The 14,426-nt window shown below is 45.0% G+C and carries 11 protein-coding genes and 1 other RNA gene; 6 read left to right on the forward strand and 6 right to left on the reverse strand.

Annotation, left to right across the window (positions count from 1 at the left end; translation table 11 throughout):
* Positions 1-5: 5 nt before the first annotated feature.
* A complete protein-coding gene (locus A5867_RS16700; protein ID WP_010749036.1) occupies positions 6-626 on the reverse strand; it encodes a DNA-3-methyladenine glycosylase in 621 nt (206 codons plus the stop codon).
* Positions 627-842: 216 nt separating this feature from the next.
* On the opposite strand from A5867_RS16700, the gene A5867_RS16705 reads away from it, so the two are divergent.
* The 4 genes from A5867_RS16705 (at position 843) to A5867_RS16720 (ending at position 3,402) form a co-directional block, all read left to right on the forward strand.
* Positions 843-2,120 carry a replication-associated recombination protein A gene (locus A5867_RS16705; RefSeq protein ID WP_015510472.1) on the forward strand — a complete coding sequence of 426 codons (1,278 nt, stop codon included), beginning with the start codon at positions 843-845 and terminating at the stop codon, positions 2,118-2,120.
* 85 nt (positions 2,121-2,205) lie between these two features.
* Positions 2,206-2,400, forward strand: a non-coding RNA gene (gene ssrS, locus A5867_RS16710) — 6S RNA.
* A 167-nt stretch (positions 2,401-2,567) separates the two neighbouring features.
* Entirely contained in the window at positions 2,568-2,858 is a 291-nt protein-coding gene (locus A5867_RS16715) for a hypothetical protein (protein WP_010749034.1), read from the forward strand.
* 64 nt (positions 2,859-2,922) lie between these two features.
* Positions 2,923-3,402 carry a universal stress protein gene (locus A5867_RS16720; RefSeq protein WP_010749033.1) on the forward strand — a complete coding sequence of 160 codons (480 nt, stop codon included), beginning with the start codon at positions 2,923-2,925 and terminating at the stop codon, positions 3,400-3,402.
* 285 nt (positions 3,403-3,687) lie between these two features.
* On the opposite strand, the gene A5867_RS16725 is transcribed toward A5867_RS16720, so the two are convergent.
* The gene (locus tag A5867_RS16725) at positions 3,688-5,268 is read right to left on the reverse strand and encodes an ABC transporter (protein ID WP_087628073.1); all 1,581 of its coding nucleotides are present in this window, start codon (positions 5,266-5,268) and stop codon (positions 3,688-3,690) included.
* Positions 5,269-6,024: an ABC transporter ATP-binding protein gene (locus A5867_RS16730; RefSeq protein ID WP_005227750.1), complete on the reverse strand. Its 756-nt coding sequence runs from the start codon at positions 6,022-6,024 to the stop codon at positions 5,269-5,271.
* Between the two features lie 270 nt (positions 6,025-6,294).
* Here A5867_RS16730 and A5867_RS16735 point away from each other — a divergent pair, with 270 nt between their 5' ends.
* Both A5867_RS16735 and abc-f read left to right on the forward strand, forming a co-directional pair.
* Positions 6,295-8,295, forward strand: coding sequence for a KUP/HAK/KT family potassium transporter (locus A5867_RS16735; RefSeq protein WP_005227748.1), 2,001 nt, complete (start codon positions 6,295-6,297; stop codon positions 8,293-8,295).
* 313 nt (positions 8,296-8,608) lie between these two features.
* Positions 8,609-10,192: a ribosomal protection-like ABC-F family protein gene (abc-f, locus tag A5867_RS16740; RefSeq protein ID WP_087628074.1), complete on the forward strand. Its 1,584-nt coding sequence runs from the start codon at positions 8,609-8,611 to the stop codon at positions 10,190-10,192.
* 95 nt (positions 10,193-10,287) lie between these two features.
* Here abc-f and A5867_RS16745 read toward each other — a convergent pair whose 3' ends face one another.
* The 3 genes from A5867_RS16745 to A5867_RS16755 form a co-directional block, all read right to left on the reverse strand.
* On the reverse strand, positions 10,288-11,748 hold the full coding sequence (locus A5867_RS16745) for a peptide MFS transporter (protein WP_087628075.1): 1,461 nt from the start codon (positions 11,746-11,748) through the stop codon (positions 10,288-10,290).
* 356 nt (positions 11,749-12,104) lie between these two features.
* Positions 12,105-13,289 carry an acetate kinase gene (locus A5867_RS16750; protein ID WP_005233419.1) on the reverse strand — a complete coding sequence of 395 codons (1,185 nt, stop codon included), beginning with the start codon at positions 13,287-13,289 and terminating at the stop codon, positions 12,105-12,107.
* 24 nt (positions 13,290-13,313) lie between these two features.
* Complete coding sequence (locus A5867_RS16755) at positions 13,314-14,318, reverse strand: class I SAM-dependent methyltransferase (protein WP_008382040.1); 1,005 nt, start codon at positions 14,316-14,318, stop codon at positions 13,314-13,316.
* Positions 14,319-14,426 lie beyond the last annotated feature (108 nt).

Raw genomic sequence — 14,426 nt, forward strand, 5'->3', positions numbered from 1 at the left:
CTTTCTTAACACCATCCATGGTCTTGCTGAACAGCGGTTTTTCGTATATTTGTCAAATACGGATTGCCAGCCACCGCAAAACGAAGCGGCATCTGGGTCCATTCCCCTTTATTTGGGATACCGATCCGAGGCAATGCCAAAATTTCTTTTGGGGTACGTCGGCGCTCAGGAACCAAATGCAGCGGGCTTGTAAAAATCGATTCTCCATAAAGCTCAGCGGGGATCTGCAGTGCCTGTACCAGTTTCCCGGGGCCGTTGGCTACATCCGGTCCTGTTTTTTGTCGTTGTTGTTCCATCAAGGCGATCCCATCCACCGGTTCTAGCCCGCGAATCATGATTCCTTGCGGGATGCCTTTTGGCTGCGTAATAAAGTTGACGATTCGATGCGTATGCATCGTATATAAATAAATCGTACCTGGTTCCTGATACATCGCCCGAACTCTTGGTGTGTTTCGCATGCCCACACTATGAGCCGCCAGATCATCGGGACCTAGATACGCTTCACAATCCACGATATACCCACCTACTGTTCCTTCTGGGGTCTCATGTTCCAAATACATTCCTAATAAGGCACGTGCGATGGTCGTTGTCGGCTGTGTCGCAAAAAGTGCCATTAATTCATCCATTCTCATCACCCTCTTTATTCTACACAATTCTCGGCGAACTTACTATCTTTGACTACAGAGTTACGACGTTCTCAACGATTTCTTTTCAACGAACCTGATTTTTGCTGACTGAGTGGAAAATAAGCGCCCTTTTGTTTCTGTAAAGACGCAAATCAGCTTGTTTATGAGAATATACGTTCTTATGTTATACTTACAGGAAAAGGAGAGGATCGTTTTATGCAGCAGCCACTTGCTTATCGAATGCGGCCACGGAACTTAGATGAAGTCGTCGGACAGCAGCATTTGGTTGGCCCGGGGAAAATCATTCGCCGAATGGTCGAAGCCAAAATGCTTTCTTCGATGATCCTATACGGACCGCCGGGAACCGGAAAAACCAGCATTGCCAGTGCGATCGCCGGCTCGACACGCTATGCGTTTCGCATGCTGAACGCCGCCACAGATACAAAAAAAGACCTGCAGATCGTGGCAGAGGAAGCCAAAATGAGCGGTACTGTCATTTTACTGCTTGATGAAGTCCATCGACTAGACAAGACAAAACAAGACTTTTTACTGCCCCATTTAGAAAGCGGCAAGATCATTATGATCGGTGCCACGACGGAAAATCCCTACATTACGATCAATCCAGCGATTCGCAGTCGGACACAGATTTTTGAAGTCAAACCGCTCCAAGAAGAAGACATTTTGACCGCCATTGATCAAGCCTTAGCAGATGAAACTCGCGGACTTGGATCAGAAACCATCGTATTGACCGATGATGCCCGCTTGCATCTCTCGCGAGCGACCAACGGTGATTTACGAAGTGCGCTAAACGGCTTAGAGCTCGCTGCTCGTTCCACCCCAAAAGGACCAGACGGCATTATTCATTTGACCTTAGCGATCATCGAAGAGTGCGTCCAGCGTAAAGCATTGACCCACGATAAAGATGGGGATGCGCACTATGATGTGATCTCTGCTTTTCAAAAATCGATTCGCGGCAGCGATGTGGATGGTGCGCTGCATTACTTAGGTCGTTTAGTAGAGGCAGGCGATCTGGCGATCATTTGTCGGCGCTTGATGGTCATCGGCTATGAAGACATTGGTTTAGCTAACCCAGCAGCCGCTGCTCGAACCGTCAATGCTGTGTTAGCCGCTGAACGTTTGGGCTTGCCAGAAGCTCGGATTCCGTTAGCCGATACAGTGGTCGATCTATGTCTGTCACCAAAATCCAACTCTGCCTACATGGCATTGGATGCAGCGATCGCAGATATTCGCAGCGGTAAAGCTGGCGATGTCCCGGATCATTTACGAGACAGTCATTACAAGGGTGCCCAAAGCTTGAATCGGGGTGTCGGCTATCAATACCCGCATAATTTTGATGATGCCTGGGTCGATCAGCAATACTTACCTGATAAGCTGAAAAATACTCATTATTACCAACCAAAAGCCACTGGTAAATATGAGCAAGCCTTAGGTCAACGGTACCAACAATTGCAGCAGCGAAAGAAAAAAAACTAGGTACTTAAAAAAAATAGCGACTTTTTGGTATCGTTTTCAAACAACTTTATTGCACCTTCGTCATTCCTATGCTACTATAAGGGTGGGAATTCTGTGATGTACGAGTTGTCCCTTTTGTGTGTTGACCGAACATTTTTATTGATATCTTGGGATCCGTCTTGTGTCAATGCTGGTAACATGCCTTTTCCTTTGGTAGTTCGAAGCTTAGACCGTGGAACCCACCTGCTAGAATTTGCGGGATCAATACTATGGGAAAAAGAACGGCATCAACGGATATTACCCATTCTTTTTAGAATGTGCCATCTGTTTTTAACAGATGGCTTTTTTGCGTTTTCTAACCGATAGCAACAGTGAAACGTCCTTGCCTGACATCAGAGTAAGGGTGGCTTTTGCTATTCTTTCTAGGGTTCGCTATACTAAACTTATCAACTTAGGACAGGATGGCGTATGTTTATGATTCTTCTATTATTTACGATCGTGGCACTCGTGTTATTCGGCACCAGTTATTTGCTTTATGCCAAACAAGCGATTTTTTTCACTTTGATCCCTACCACCGAGGCGAATAAGGTCTTCTTAAAAACCTATAGTCTCATTCATTTCCTTTTAGGCGTGGTGGCATTGGTTGTGGGCTTTGTCGATAAGGAGCTGATTGCCTTGTTTTATTTGGCTTTATTGCTGCTCTCTTCCGCATCTTTCAGCATCTTGTTGGCACAAAAAATGAAAAAAAAGAAAGATTAGGTTTTCTTTTTCCAGAAAAAAGCATTACAATAAAAGTAGAAGATAACAGATGGGAGTGTTTCTTATGTTACAACAATATCAACGAATCATGGTAGCCGTCGATGGGTCTAGCGAGTCAGAATTAGCCTTCAAAAAAGCCGTGAACGTGGCACAGCGGAATGATTCTGAATTGGTTTTAGCACATGTGATCGACACTCGTGCCTTTCAAACCGTTTCTTCTTTTGACGGCATGCTTGCTGAACAAGCAACCGAAATGGCCAAACAAACCTTGAAAGACTATGAGGATTATGCCCGCAAGCATCAAGTAACTGCGGTCAAAACGGTGATCGAATACGGCTCGCCAAAACCGATCATTGCCAAACAATTGCCAGAAGATCACGACATCGATTTGATTATGATCGGTGCCACTGGTTTAAATGCCGTGGAACGAATCTTTATCGGTTCCGTTTCTGAGTATGTCATTCGCCATGCCGGCTGTGATGTGTTAGTTGTACGGACAGACCTAGAAAACAAAGTCCCAGCAAAAGACCACACGAAAGCTTAATAGTGAGACGACCTGCCGCTGCTTGGCAGGTTTTTTTTGTACAAAAAAAACCGTGACAAAAGCAAAAGAGGCAACGAGCGCTCAGGTCTCATTGGTCTTTTTGACTTTGGTCACAGCTCTTTGACAAGTCGGTTATCCAAACTTGTACAGCAAAAAATGAAAGCAAAGTAATAGGTACTCCTATCTAACCATGTTTCCGCTTGATTGTAAATAGTTTTTCTGAATTTTCTGAATAAATAGTTAATTTACCCATCCTTAAATAAAAAAAGCAAAGCGTCGCTTCCCTTAGGAAAAACGACGCCAAAATCTATGGTGATAATGGGCTATCCAAAGGACGCTGGTCAAGAGGATCACAAAGAAAACCGGACCATTCAATAACCAAAAATTAACCGAAGTCGCAGCAAAGCCGTAAAGGATGATAACAATGATGGAAAGAAACAGCGTTGCGATCGTTCCAATGGCTAACCCAAGACTCCCCGCCCCTCTCGTAAACAATTGACTGATGTTGGTCCAATCCAAAAGCAGCAGCCGATAATCACGAGCAAAATATTTCAAGCACAAAAGAAAACTGCTCCAAAGTGCCCCGATTAGAAAAGAGACAGCCAAAATCAGCGGCATTCTGAACAGAAGGACTGCTGCCAGCACGATGACTGCCGTTAAGCTCAGCTGCAAAACGACCCCAAAGCGGAATTTTTCCCGCAAGTAGCGCTTCATCGATAGCGGCAAGGAGCGGACAAACAAGAAATTCTCCTGATCCAATGAGATCAAATTACTGATAAAAGAAGTCGGGTTGACCATCAATGCTGCCAAGGCGATCCCCGCCACAAAAACGACACCGATAAACCGCTCATCCAATTCACTTAACTGAATCGCTCCTGTAAACACAAAGGACACTAAGAAAATAATGGGCATCAGCAACGAAGAAGAAAAGACTTGCATGATCAAATTCGGATCTCGGATCAACTGCGAATTGTAATTAAACAACAGCTGGCCCAAGCCTTGATTGGGTTTATGCTTCCGACGAACACTCCCTTGGTTGGGCGCCGCGGCTGCCACTTGCTCATAAAACTTCGGCAAGATCAATCGATAGAGGGCAAAAAGCAACACGCCTGCTGTGGCGATGATCCCTAGCAAGCTAAGCAAACCAGTCGTTTGAAACGGTGCCACCATCACATAATAAAAGGGCAATAAAAAGCTGATCGCTCCCCGATCTACCACGTCTGTCTCATAAGTATTCACCTGATTCATCATTAAGACCCCGATCACAACAACCAGCATCGTCACGCCTAGCAATAAACTAGTGACCAATTTTTTATGCTTCAAGAAAAACTTGGTGCGCGTCAGGCTGAAGACGATCAAGCTGCAAATGCTGAAGATCAAGACTAAAAACAAGCCGAACAGCAAGAACGCCCATAAGATCGTCAGCAAGAAAAAGACATTTGCCCGAATCCCTGTTAGGAGAAATAAGACCAACAGAGGAAAAATAAACGGCGCAACGGTGAGAAATACCACCACGATCTTTGCCAGAAAAATTTCACTCTGTCGAAAGGGCAGCGGCAAATACGCTGGCAGATCTTGACTCTCGAAAAAAACATTGTAAATGGACGAAATCCCTTGGGAAAAGCCTAAGATCCCGAACAAAGCGACATAAGCGGTAAAAAAGCCTGGCATCTGACTAAAATCCAATGTGATCATCGTCAACCCATAGACTAGCAGAAACACTACCCCAGAAAGCGCATATTGAAACAGCAAATAACTGGTCAAGGTCGAACCAGCCTTGCCTTTTTTGCGGGCTTTGTCTGTCAATTGGGGATTGGCATACCGCAAATTAACGGAGGTCAGAGTCAGAAATTGTTGTTTTCGCATCTACGCTTCCTCCGCTTCTGCAAGAATCGCTTCTTCTTGACTTCTCCCAGTCATTTGCAGATAGATCGTTTCCAAAGAAAGCGACGGATGCTGTGCCAGCAAATCTGCCACTGAGCCATTGTACAGCAGCTCGCCTTTTTTCAAAATCGCCAATTGATCACACAACTGCTGGGCGGTGTCTAAGACATGGGTGGAAAAAATCACGGTCTTGCCCTTGGCAGCATGCTGTTTCATCATTTCTTTTAAATCATACGCCGCTTGGGGATCTAAGCCTTGTAACGGTTCATCCAAGATCCAAATGTCAGGATCGGGGATCAATGCCCCAATCAGCAGCGTTTTTTGCCGCATTCCATGGGAAAAGCTGGCGATGGTCTCTTCTTCATGAGATAGCATATCAAACAAGCGTCCTAATTTTTGCAAACGCTCGGCCTTTTCCGCTGCTGGCACCTCATACGCTGCGGCAATCAAGTCCCAATACTCCCCTGCCGTTAGCTGTAAAAACAAATCGGGGGTGTCCGGCACATAAGCAATTTGTTTTTTTATCGCTTCTCGATGTTCCACAAGGGATTGGCCATCAAAATAGATTTCCCCACTCGTTGGCTGCAAAATACTCACTAAGCTTTTGATCGTGGTCGACTTCCCTGCTCCGTTGTGTCCCAGAAAGCCAAAGATCTCCCCTTGACGGATCGTCAGGGAAAGATCAGACAACGCTTTTTTTGGTCCATACTGTTTCGTCAGATTCTTGATCTCAATCATTTTCCTGCCTCCTTATTCCATACCTATTGTTATCTTACGCTGAAAAGCAGGAAATGAAAAATGTTTATTGCCATTTTTAACAAATCAATTGACAGGAGCTGTAAAAACAAAGATAATAAGAGCACTTTAGGGGAGTAGCACATGGATCGTTCCATGATCTTAGATCAACAGCAAGCGGGAATCCGCTGGTTTAAGATGTTTCTTGCAAGACCTAAGTGGCAAGGGGCCGCTTAGGTCTTTTTGCAGTTTAAAATGGAGGGAAAACAGTCAATGAGTTCAAGTAAAATGAAAAAAGTGACCGCCGGCGGACTTTTAGTCGCCATGGGGGTGGTCTACGGTGATATCGGTACGAGCCCGCTTTACGTAATGAAAGCACTGGTGGAGGACAATGGCGGACTACGCACCCTAACACCCGATTTTATCTTAGGTAGCGTCTCGCTCGTCTTTTGGACGCTGACCTTGTTAACGACGATCAAGTACGTCTTGATCGCATTAAACGCGGATAATCATGGAGAAGGCGGGATTTTCTCCCTTTATACTCTCGTTCGTAAAAACAGCCGCTATTTGATTATTCCAGCAATCATCGGGGGCGCAGCCTTGCTAGCAGATGGCGTGTTGACGCCAGCCGTGACGGTGACCACTGCCATCGAAGGATTACGGGGGATTCCAGTCTTTTTTGATCGCTTCGGCAATGACCAATCGATCATCGTCGGCATCACCTTAGCAATCTTATTGGTCCTCTTTGCCCTGCAGCGCTTTGGAACTGAGTTTGTCGGCAAAGCCTTCGGACCGATCATGCTAGGCTGGTTCACTTTCTTAGGGATCGTCGGCGTGATGAACTTTGCTGGTGACCTTTCGGTGATTCGCGCCCTTGATCCCCGTTATGCGATCAATTTGCTCTTTAGTCCCGATAACAGTGCCGGTCTCTTTATTCTCGGCAATATCTTTTTGGCAACGACTGGTGCGGAAGCCCTCTACTCGGACTTAGGTCACGTGGGCAAGAAAAACATTTATGCCAGCTGGCCCTATATCAAAATCTGCTTGATGCTAAATTACTTTGGTCAAGCTGCGTGGTTGCTGCAAGTCTATCAAAACCCGACTTATCAAGAAATCGAAAACTTGAATCCATTCTTCCAAGCGTTGCCGCAAGGGTGGACAGTCTTTGGTGTCAGCTTTGCCACCCTCGCTGCCATCATAGCTTCGCAAGCCCTGCTGTCTGGCTCCTTTACCCTGGTTTCTGAAGCCATCAAGTTGAAACTATTGCCGCGGATGCAAATCATCTATCCGGGGGCGTCTATCGGGCAAATGTATATTCCTGCCTTGAACACCTTGCTGTGGATCGCCTGTTCTGGCGTGGTCTTGTTCTTCCAGACCTCTACTCGGATGGAAGCTGCTTATGGATTGGCCATTACGGTAACGATGTTGATGACCACTATTTTGCTGTATTTCTACTTGCACCAAAACAAGAAGACCCGTTTCTTGGCACCGTTCATCACGCTCTTTTTTGCAGCGATCGAGGGGATTTTCTTTATCTCCAGTGCGACCAAATTTTTCCATGGCGGTTACGTTGCCATCTTATTAGCTAGCGTGATCATCGGCGTGATGCTGATTTGGGAATGGGGCAATCGTATTCAAGAAAATGCTGCCGAAGAAGTTGCGCTTTCTACCTACATCCCTCAATTGAAACAGTTGCGGGAAGATGATTCTTTGCCGTTATCTCAGACGAACGTCGTCTTCATGGTTCCTAAACTGCAAGACGATCAGATCGGTCAGCAGTTCATCTATTCCATTTTAGATAAACGGCCAAAACGTGCCAAAGTGTATTGGTTCGTCAATGTGGAAGTCACCGACGAACCCTATACGAAAAAATATGAAGTTTCGATGGCAGATACCGATTTTATCGTTAAACTAAAGCTTTATCTCGGCTTTCGGGTGCCGCAAGAAGTCAATCTCTACATTCGCCAAATCATTCAAGAATTGATGAAAGATGGTCGCTTGCCGCTGCAGCCGCAACGCTACTCCTTAACGCCTGGACGCAATGTGGGCGATTTCCAATTCGTGATGATCGAAGAAGAGCTGTCGAATGCAACTGCATTAAGCAAATGGCAGAAGCAAGTTATGCAGACGAAGCTTTTTATCAAACGCCATACCATTTCACCTGAACGCTGGTTCGGCTTAGAATACAGCGATGTGGTTCATGAGACCGTTCCATTAGTCATCGGTCAGATGAAAGAAAGCTCTCTGACAGAATTACGCATCGAGGAACGCTAAGAAACCGCCAGTACTGGTTGAACTTTCTGATACTTTCAGGTACACTGAAAAGACAAAGACACAAAGGAGGGGAAACTACCATGATGCGCATGACTAAAATAACAAGTAATGAAAATTACCAACGATACCATATCGCATTTAGCCATGCAATTGGTTTTACAGTTGCTGTTGACGGGACGAGTCTGTCCAAAACAGTTACATTTACGTAAAATCAATGGCCATCTCAAGGTATTTTTCTCAAGAGAATCTGAGTTTAAATAACACTGGCCATGGATATCCATGGCCTTTTTGAGTGGTCTCAAGGAGAGAGATCATGATCATACAAGCAATTGCTATTAAAAAAACCATCGGCGGGAATCCGTTATTTGAGGAGTTAGCCTGCCAAATCGAAGCTGGGGAAAAAATTGCCCTAGTCGGCATCAACGGAACGGGCAAATCAACCTTTTTACAAATCTTGACTGGCAGTGAAGGCGTCGATAGCGGCGTTATCAGCCGCCAAAAAGGCTTGAGGATCGGGACGGTCGAGCAAGAGCTGACAGTTTCTGAAGCAACCGTTACCCACTACCTGCTCCATTCTGCTGCTACCATTCAAGAACTCAAGCAGCAAATGAGCCATTACGAAGCCTTGATGGCAGAACCCGATACTGATTTAGAGAAGTGTCTGATCCGTTATGGCGAGCTGCAGCAGCGCTTTGAAGAGCTGGGCGGCTATGGATTAGAAGACCGAATTTCCGCGATCTTACAAGGCTTAGGAATTCCCCATCGACAGGACGCACGCTTAACAGAGCTTAGCGGCGGTGAACGGGTCAAAGTCGCTTTAGCTAAAGTGTTAGTTGCCGATGCTGACCTGCTGTTACTGGATGAACCAACCAATCACTTGGATCTTTCCAGTATCCGCTGGTTAGAAAATTATTTACAGAACACGAAAAAAGCGGTTCTAGTCGTTTCGCACGATCGGCACTTTCTCGATCAAGTCACCACCAAGACCTGGGAACTGGAAGAAGGCGCCTTGGTTGAGTATCCTGGAAATTACAGCCGATTTCGTGTCTTAAAAGAAGCTCGCTTGGCGGAGCTGACCAAAAATTACGAACTGCAGCAAAAAGAAGTCCAGCGGCTGAAAGTCATGATTCGTCGGTTTCGTCAGTGGGGCCATGAAGGAGACAATGAATCCTTCTTCAAAAAAGCCAAAGAATTGGAACGCCGCCTAGCGAAACTTACACTGGTCAAACCGCCAGCGCCCCCGAAAAATCGGCTGCAAGGCTTGGCAAATGGCGGAAAATCAGGCAAAGAGGTATTCATCGTTCGCGACTTGCACCAGCAATATGCCGATCAGCTCCTATTCAAAGACAGTAGTTTTGCAATCTACCGTGGGGAGCATCTAGCCATCATCGGCGACAATGGTACCGGAAAATCAACCTTACTCAAATTACTTCTCGGTGAGGAGCTTCCTAGCGGCGGCACTATCAAGCGCGGCAGCAGCTTACAAATCGGCTATTTGCCCCAACAGCTGCAGTTTGCCGATCCTGAGAGTCGCTTGTTGGCCTACGTACAGACGTTGACAGGAAACGAAGAGGCTGCTCGTCGGCAATTGGCCAAAAGTGGGTTTTATCAAAGTGATGTGGCCAAACGAATCAAAGATTTATCTGGTGGTGAAAAAATCCGTTTGGCGTTACTGAAACTCTTTTTAGAAAAAATCAACGTCCTGATTTTGGATGAACCAACCAATCACCTCGACAGCTATGCCCGAGAAGAAATTGAAGAAATGCTGCAAGATTATCAAGGGACCCTGCTGGCGGTCAGCCATGACCGCTACTTTTTACAGCAGCACTTCCAAGAAGCTCTGGTCATTGCACAGCAGCAGATCACGCGCCAGTCCCTGAGCCCCTTGATTGACTAAGAGATTGATTCGCAACAAAAAAACTTGATTTTCCTACCGTATGCATGGGTTGTTCAATCCATGCATAGGCGGAAAATCAAGTTTTTATTTTTTGATCAATGAATGTTGCCGATCAAGTTGCGGATCGGTTTTCTAGCTAAATACAAGATGATGCCGACAACAACGGCTACTCCGCCGACGATGCCATAGTACATCCCTTCTGTTTGCGGTGTGTAGAACCGAGCGATTTGCGCATTGATGGCTTGTGAAGAAGCGTCTGCTAACAACCAAATCGCCAAGGTTTGTGCTTCGAAGGCTTTCGGCGCTAGTTTGGTCGTCACCGACAAGCCCACCGGTGAAAGACACATTTCCCCTGCAATCATGATGAAGAAGCTCAATACCAACCATAATGGGCTGACCCGTTCTTCTACTCCAAACAAGAGGCTTGGCAGCATTAGCAATAGAAAAGACAAACCGGCTAAGACTAAACCGATGGCAAACTTCACTTCTGTCCGTGGCTGACGAGAGCCTAGTTTGGTCCACAACCAGACAAAGACAGGCGTCAGTAAGACGACAAAAAGTGGATTTAAGGTTTGATACAAACTTGCTGGAATATTGATGCCGAATAACGTTGATTGCGTACGGTCAGCGGCAAACAATGCCAAGATCGATGAGCCTTGTTCTTCCAATGACCAAAAGACGATCGCTGACAAAAACAGCGGAATGTAGGCCAACACTTTTTTCTTTTCATCTGGTGTGACATCTTTCGAACGGAGCATTTTGGTAAAGTAGTAGATCGGTAAGAAAATACCTAGAACACTGATAAAGTTGATGAAGAAATCAACCGTCAGATGGCCAGTTGCAGCTGCTGCACCAAACAACACTGCCAATGCGAGAAGAACCAGAACGACTGCTCGGAAGAAGGTTTTCTTTTCGGCAGCCGATAAGGGATTCGTTGGCGCGATCGCTACATTTTTCAACGTGGTTTTTCCTTGCACATAATACTGCACCAAACCGATGAACATCCCGATAGCAGCAATCGAAAAGCCTAAGTGGTAGTTGACCTCTTGTCCTAAGATCCCGACGATGATCGGTGCTAACAAGCCGCCAATATTGATCCCCATATAGAAAATCGAGAAACCAGCATCCCGACGGATATCGTCTTTGGTGTATAAATGCCCCACCATACCCGACACGTTGGATTTCAAGAGTCCGGTTCCGATGACGATCAGCATCATGGACACAAACAACGCTGGAATCCCTAAAGGTGTTGCCAAAACGATGTGTCCTAACATGATCAAGGTCCCACCATAAAAGACGGATTTATTTGATCCTAACAGACGGTCCGAGATCCAACCGCCAACAATACTTGACATATACACTAAGGAACCGTAAATCGACATGATCGCTACAGCCGTTCCTTTTGGCAACCCTAAGCCGCCGTTGGCAACTGCATCGTACATGAAGTACACCAAAATCGCCCGCATACCATAATAACTGAATCGTTCCCACATTTCCGTGAAGAATAAAGTCGACAGCCCTCGCGGCTGACCTAAGAATGTTTTTTCTTTTTCCATATGTAATGGCCCCTTATAAAAATTAATGAAAATAAAATAGCGGAATTTTTCTGAAAATTCACAAATGCCAGTTTATTCCCATTTGGCAACTTTTACAAGGGTATTTCCCTGAGAACACCTTGTAAAAAAGGAGAGAAATTTAAATTCAAATGAAAGCAAAATGAGAAGCCCTCCACCTAGGTGCAGTATGAGCCAATTTTAATATGTATAATTATTAAATTATCTGTTTAAAAAATTAGAAAATGGTCTTCACCAATTTTTCTCTCTAGCCCCATTTGCGGACTTTCCTACAAAAAAACACATGCAAGCATTTCTCTTGCATGTGTTTCAGCTTCTATTCTAAGGAAGGTTTTCGCTTAGCCGCGTAAACGTTCCACATCGCGAGCGATCATTAATTCTTCATCTGTTGGGATCAAAAGTACTTTGACTTTTGACTCTTCAGTTGAGATCACTAATTCTTCGCCGCGTTTTGCATTTTGATCGGCATCTAATTCGCAACCAAACCAAGTCATGCCTTTGATAACTTCGCTGCGGACGTGGGCATCATTTTCACCGATACCGGCAGTAAAGACGATCGCATCAACACCGTTCATGGTTGTGACATAGCCACCGATGTATTTACGGATGCGGTCAGTAAAGACGTCATAAGCAACTTTGACTTCTTCTTTGTCGTAGTTTGCTTCTAGATCGCGCATGTCGCTGGAAATACCAGTTAAGCCTAATAAACCAGATTTTTTGTTTAAAACATCCACCATTTCATCGATATTCAAATCTAATTTTTCCATTAAGTAAGGCAAAACAGCAGGATCGATGTCACCTGAACGTGTGCCCATCGTTACACCAGCTAATGGCGTGAAGCCCATTGATGTATCTACTGATTTTCCGCCGTCAACCGCAGTGATCGACGCACCGTTCCCTAGATGGCAAGTGATGATTTTTAATTCTTCGATTGGTTTACCTAACATTTCTGCTGCACGCTCAGAAACATAACGGTGGCTTGTACCGTGGAAGCCGTATTTACGTACTTTAAATTCGTTATAGTACTCTAATGGCAAGCTGTATAGGTAATTGTGTTTTGGCATCGTTGCATGGAAAGAAGTATCAAAAACAGCGACACTGATGATTTCTGGCAAGATTTTTTTGAAAGCAGTGATCCCCATCAAGTTTGCTGGGTTGTGTAATGGCGCAAATTCAGCCAATGCTTGGATGCGTTCCATCACTTCGTCTGTGATCACAACTGAATCAGGGAAATCTTCTCCGCCGTGAACAACGCGGTGACCGACGCCAGTGATTTCATCATAGGCACCTAAAATGTTTAATTCGATCAGTTGATCCAATAACATTTTTACAGCTACTTCGTGATCGTTGATGTCGATGATTTGTTCGAATTTTTGATCTTCCCCATATTTGATGGTAAAGATAGAATCTTTCAAACCGATTCGTTCAACGATTCCTTTAGCGACAACTGTTTCCTCTGGCATTTGATATAATTGCCATTTTAAACTTGAACTTCCAGCATTGATTGCGATTGTTTTTGACATGATGATCTCCTTATCCGAATTATATTACAGATTTGCTGCTTTCCAAGCCGCAAATTGTTCAAAAAGTTTTGTGATGTTCTTTGGTTCTTTCAGTGAGGCTAGCTTGACCAGCAAGACTTCGTCTGCTTGTTTGCTTGTCCCTCCATGGTTTTGTAAAAGCAAAATACTTTTACGTGAATGTTCATTTTTAAAGAGTTCTTCAGGAAGCTGAATCATTCCTTGCAAATAAACCTTTTCTTTCAGCCATTTTTTCAAAAATTCACTCTGTTCCGTTTCCAAGAAGTTGCTTGGTACTAAGAACAAACCGTAACCGCCAGCTTTGACATAGTTCATCGCTTGTTCCATCAACAAATGATGGGCGTAACTGTGCCCTTCTGGAGCCGCCGTAATGAAGCTGCGGGCTTTGTCATCTTGTGGGTAATAGCCCACCGGTAGATCGCTGATCGCCAGATCCATCGGTTCGATCAAAAGCTCTTGCAAGCCATCTTGATGGAACAAATGCAAGGGCGCTTTGGTCCATTCGCCAGTCGCAGCTGCGATCGCCAACAAGGTTTCGTCAATATCCACACCGGTTCCTTCTACTGGACGCTTCGCTAATTGCAGATTCAGCAAGACTGTCAATAAGAGATTCCCCATGCCTACCGATAAATCAAGAAGTTTCACTGGTTGGTCGGCACTACTCAACTGCTCGATCAAATAGACGAATAAAAACCCAAGACTATCTGGTGTCAGTTGGTGATTGGCCTGCAGGCGCTCCGTTTGGCTGCCTTTCAACAAAACCAACTGCGCAAGCTTGCGTTTTTCTTCTGCCGATAGTTCCATTGCTCGAATTTCTTGATAGATGGTTTCTAAACGAGCAGCAGTTGCTTCATCTGGTACCCCATCGATCACGCGAACTTGGTATTGATCAACAAAATTTTCGATCGTCTCTACGTAAGCATCAAAAAAAGACGTTTCCAATGCGTTTTGAAGCAGTTGGATCGCTTCAACGGTCAAATGAAAAGACGTTTCCATTTTTTCTGCGGACATCTTGCACCTCTTTTCAAAACTATAACAACATATATACCTGTTTAATTTTAGCCGATTCATCCAAAATAATCAATCGCTTTCGTTTAGAATAATTTGTGAAGCTGTAAA

The sequence above is a fragment of the Enterococcus sp. 6D12_DIV0197 genome (genome assembly GCF_002174385.1).
Lineage (GTDB): Bacteria > Bacillota > Bacilli > Lactobacillales > Enterococcaceae > Enterococcus_D > Enterococcus_D casseliflavus.

Bases quoted from the DNA above. Each gene is read 5' to 3' on its own strand.
- A5867_RS16700 (WP_010749036.1), bottom strand. From the start codon at position 626: ATGGATGAATTAATGGCACTTTTTGCGACACAGCCGACAACGACCATC.
- A5867_RS16705 (WP_015510472.1), top strand. From the start codon at position 843: ATGCAGCAGCCACTTGCTTATCGAATGCGGCCACGGAACTTAGATGAA.
- A5867_RS16715 (WP_010749034.1), top strand. From the start codon at position 2,568: ATGTTTATGATTCTTCTATTATTTACGATCGTGGCACTCGTGTTATTC.
- A5867_RS16720 (WP_010749033.1), top strand. From the start codon at position 2,923: ATGTTACAACAATATCAACGAATCATGGTAGCCGTCGATGGGTCTAGC.
- A5867_RS16725 (WP_087628073.1), bottom strand. From the start codon at position 5,268: ATGCGAAAACAACAATTTCTGACTCTGACCTCCGTTAATTTGCGGTAT.
- A5867_RS16730 (WP_005227750.1), bottom strand. From the start codon at position 6,024: ATGATTGAGATCAAGAATCTGACGAAACAGTATGGACCAAAAAAAGCG.
- A5867_RS16735 (WP_005227748.1), top strand. From the start codon at position 6,295: ATGAGTTCAAGTAAAATGAAAAAAGTGACCGCCGGCGGACTTTTAGTC.
- abc-f (WP_087628074.1), top strand. From the start codon at position 8,609: ATGATCATACAAGCAATTGCTATTAAAAAAACCATCGGCGGGAATCCG.
- A5867_RS16745 (WP_087628075.1), bottom strand. From the start codon at position 11,748: ATGGAAAAAGAAAAAACATTCTTAGGTCAGCCGCGAGGGCTGTCGACT.
- A5867_RS16750 (WP_005233419.1), bottom strand. From the start codon at position 13,289: ATGTCAAAAACAATCGCAATCAATGCTGGAAGTTCAAGTTTAAAATGG.
- A5867_RS16755 (WP_008382040.1), bottom strand. From the start codon at position 14,318: ATGTCCGCAGAAAAAATGGAAACGTCTTTTCATTTGACCGTTGAAGCG.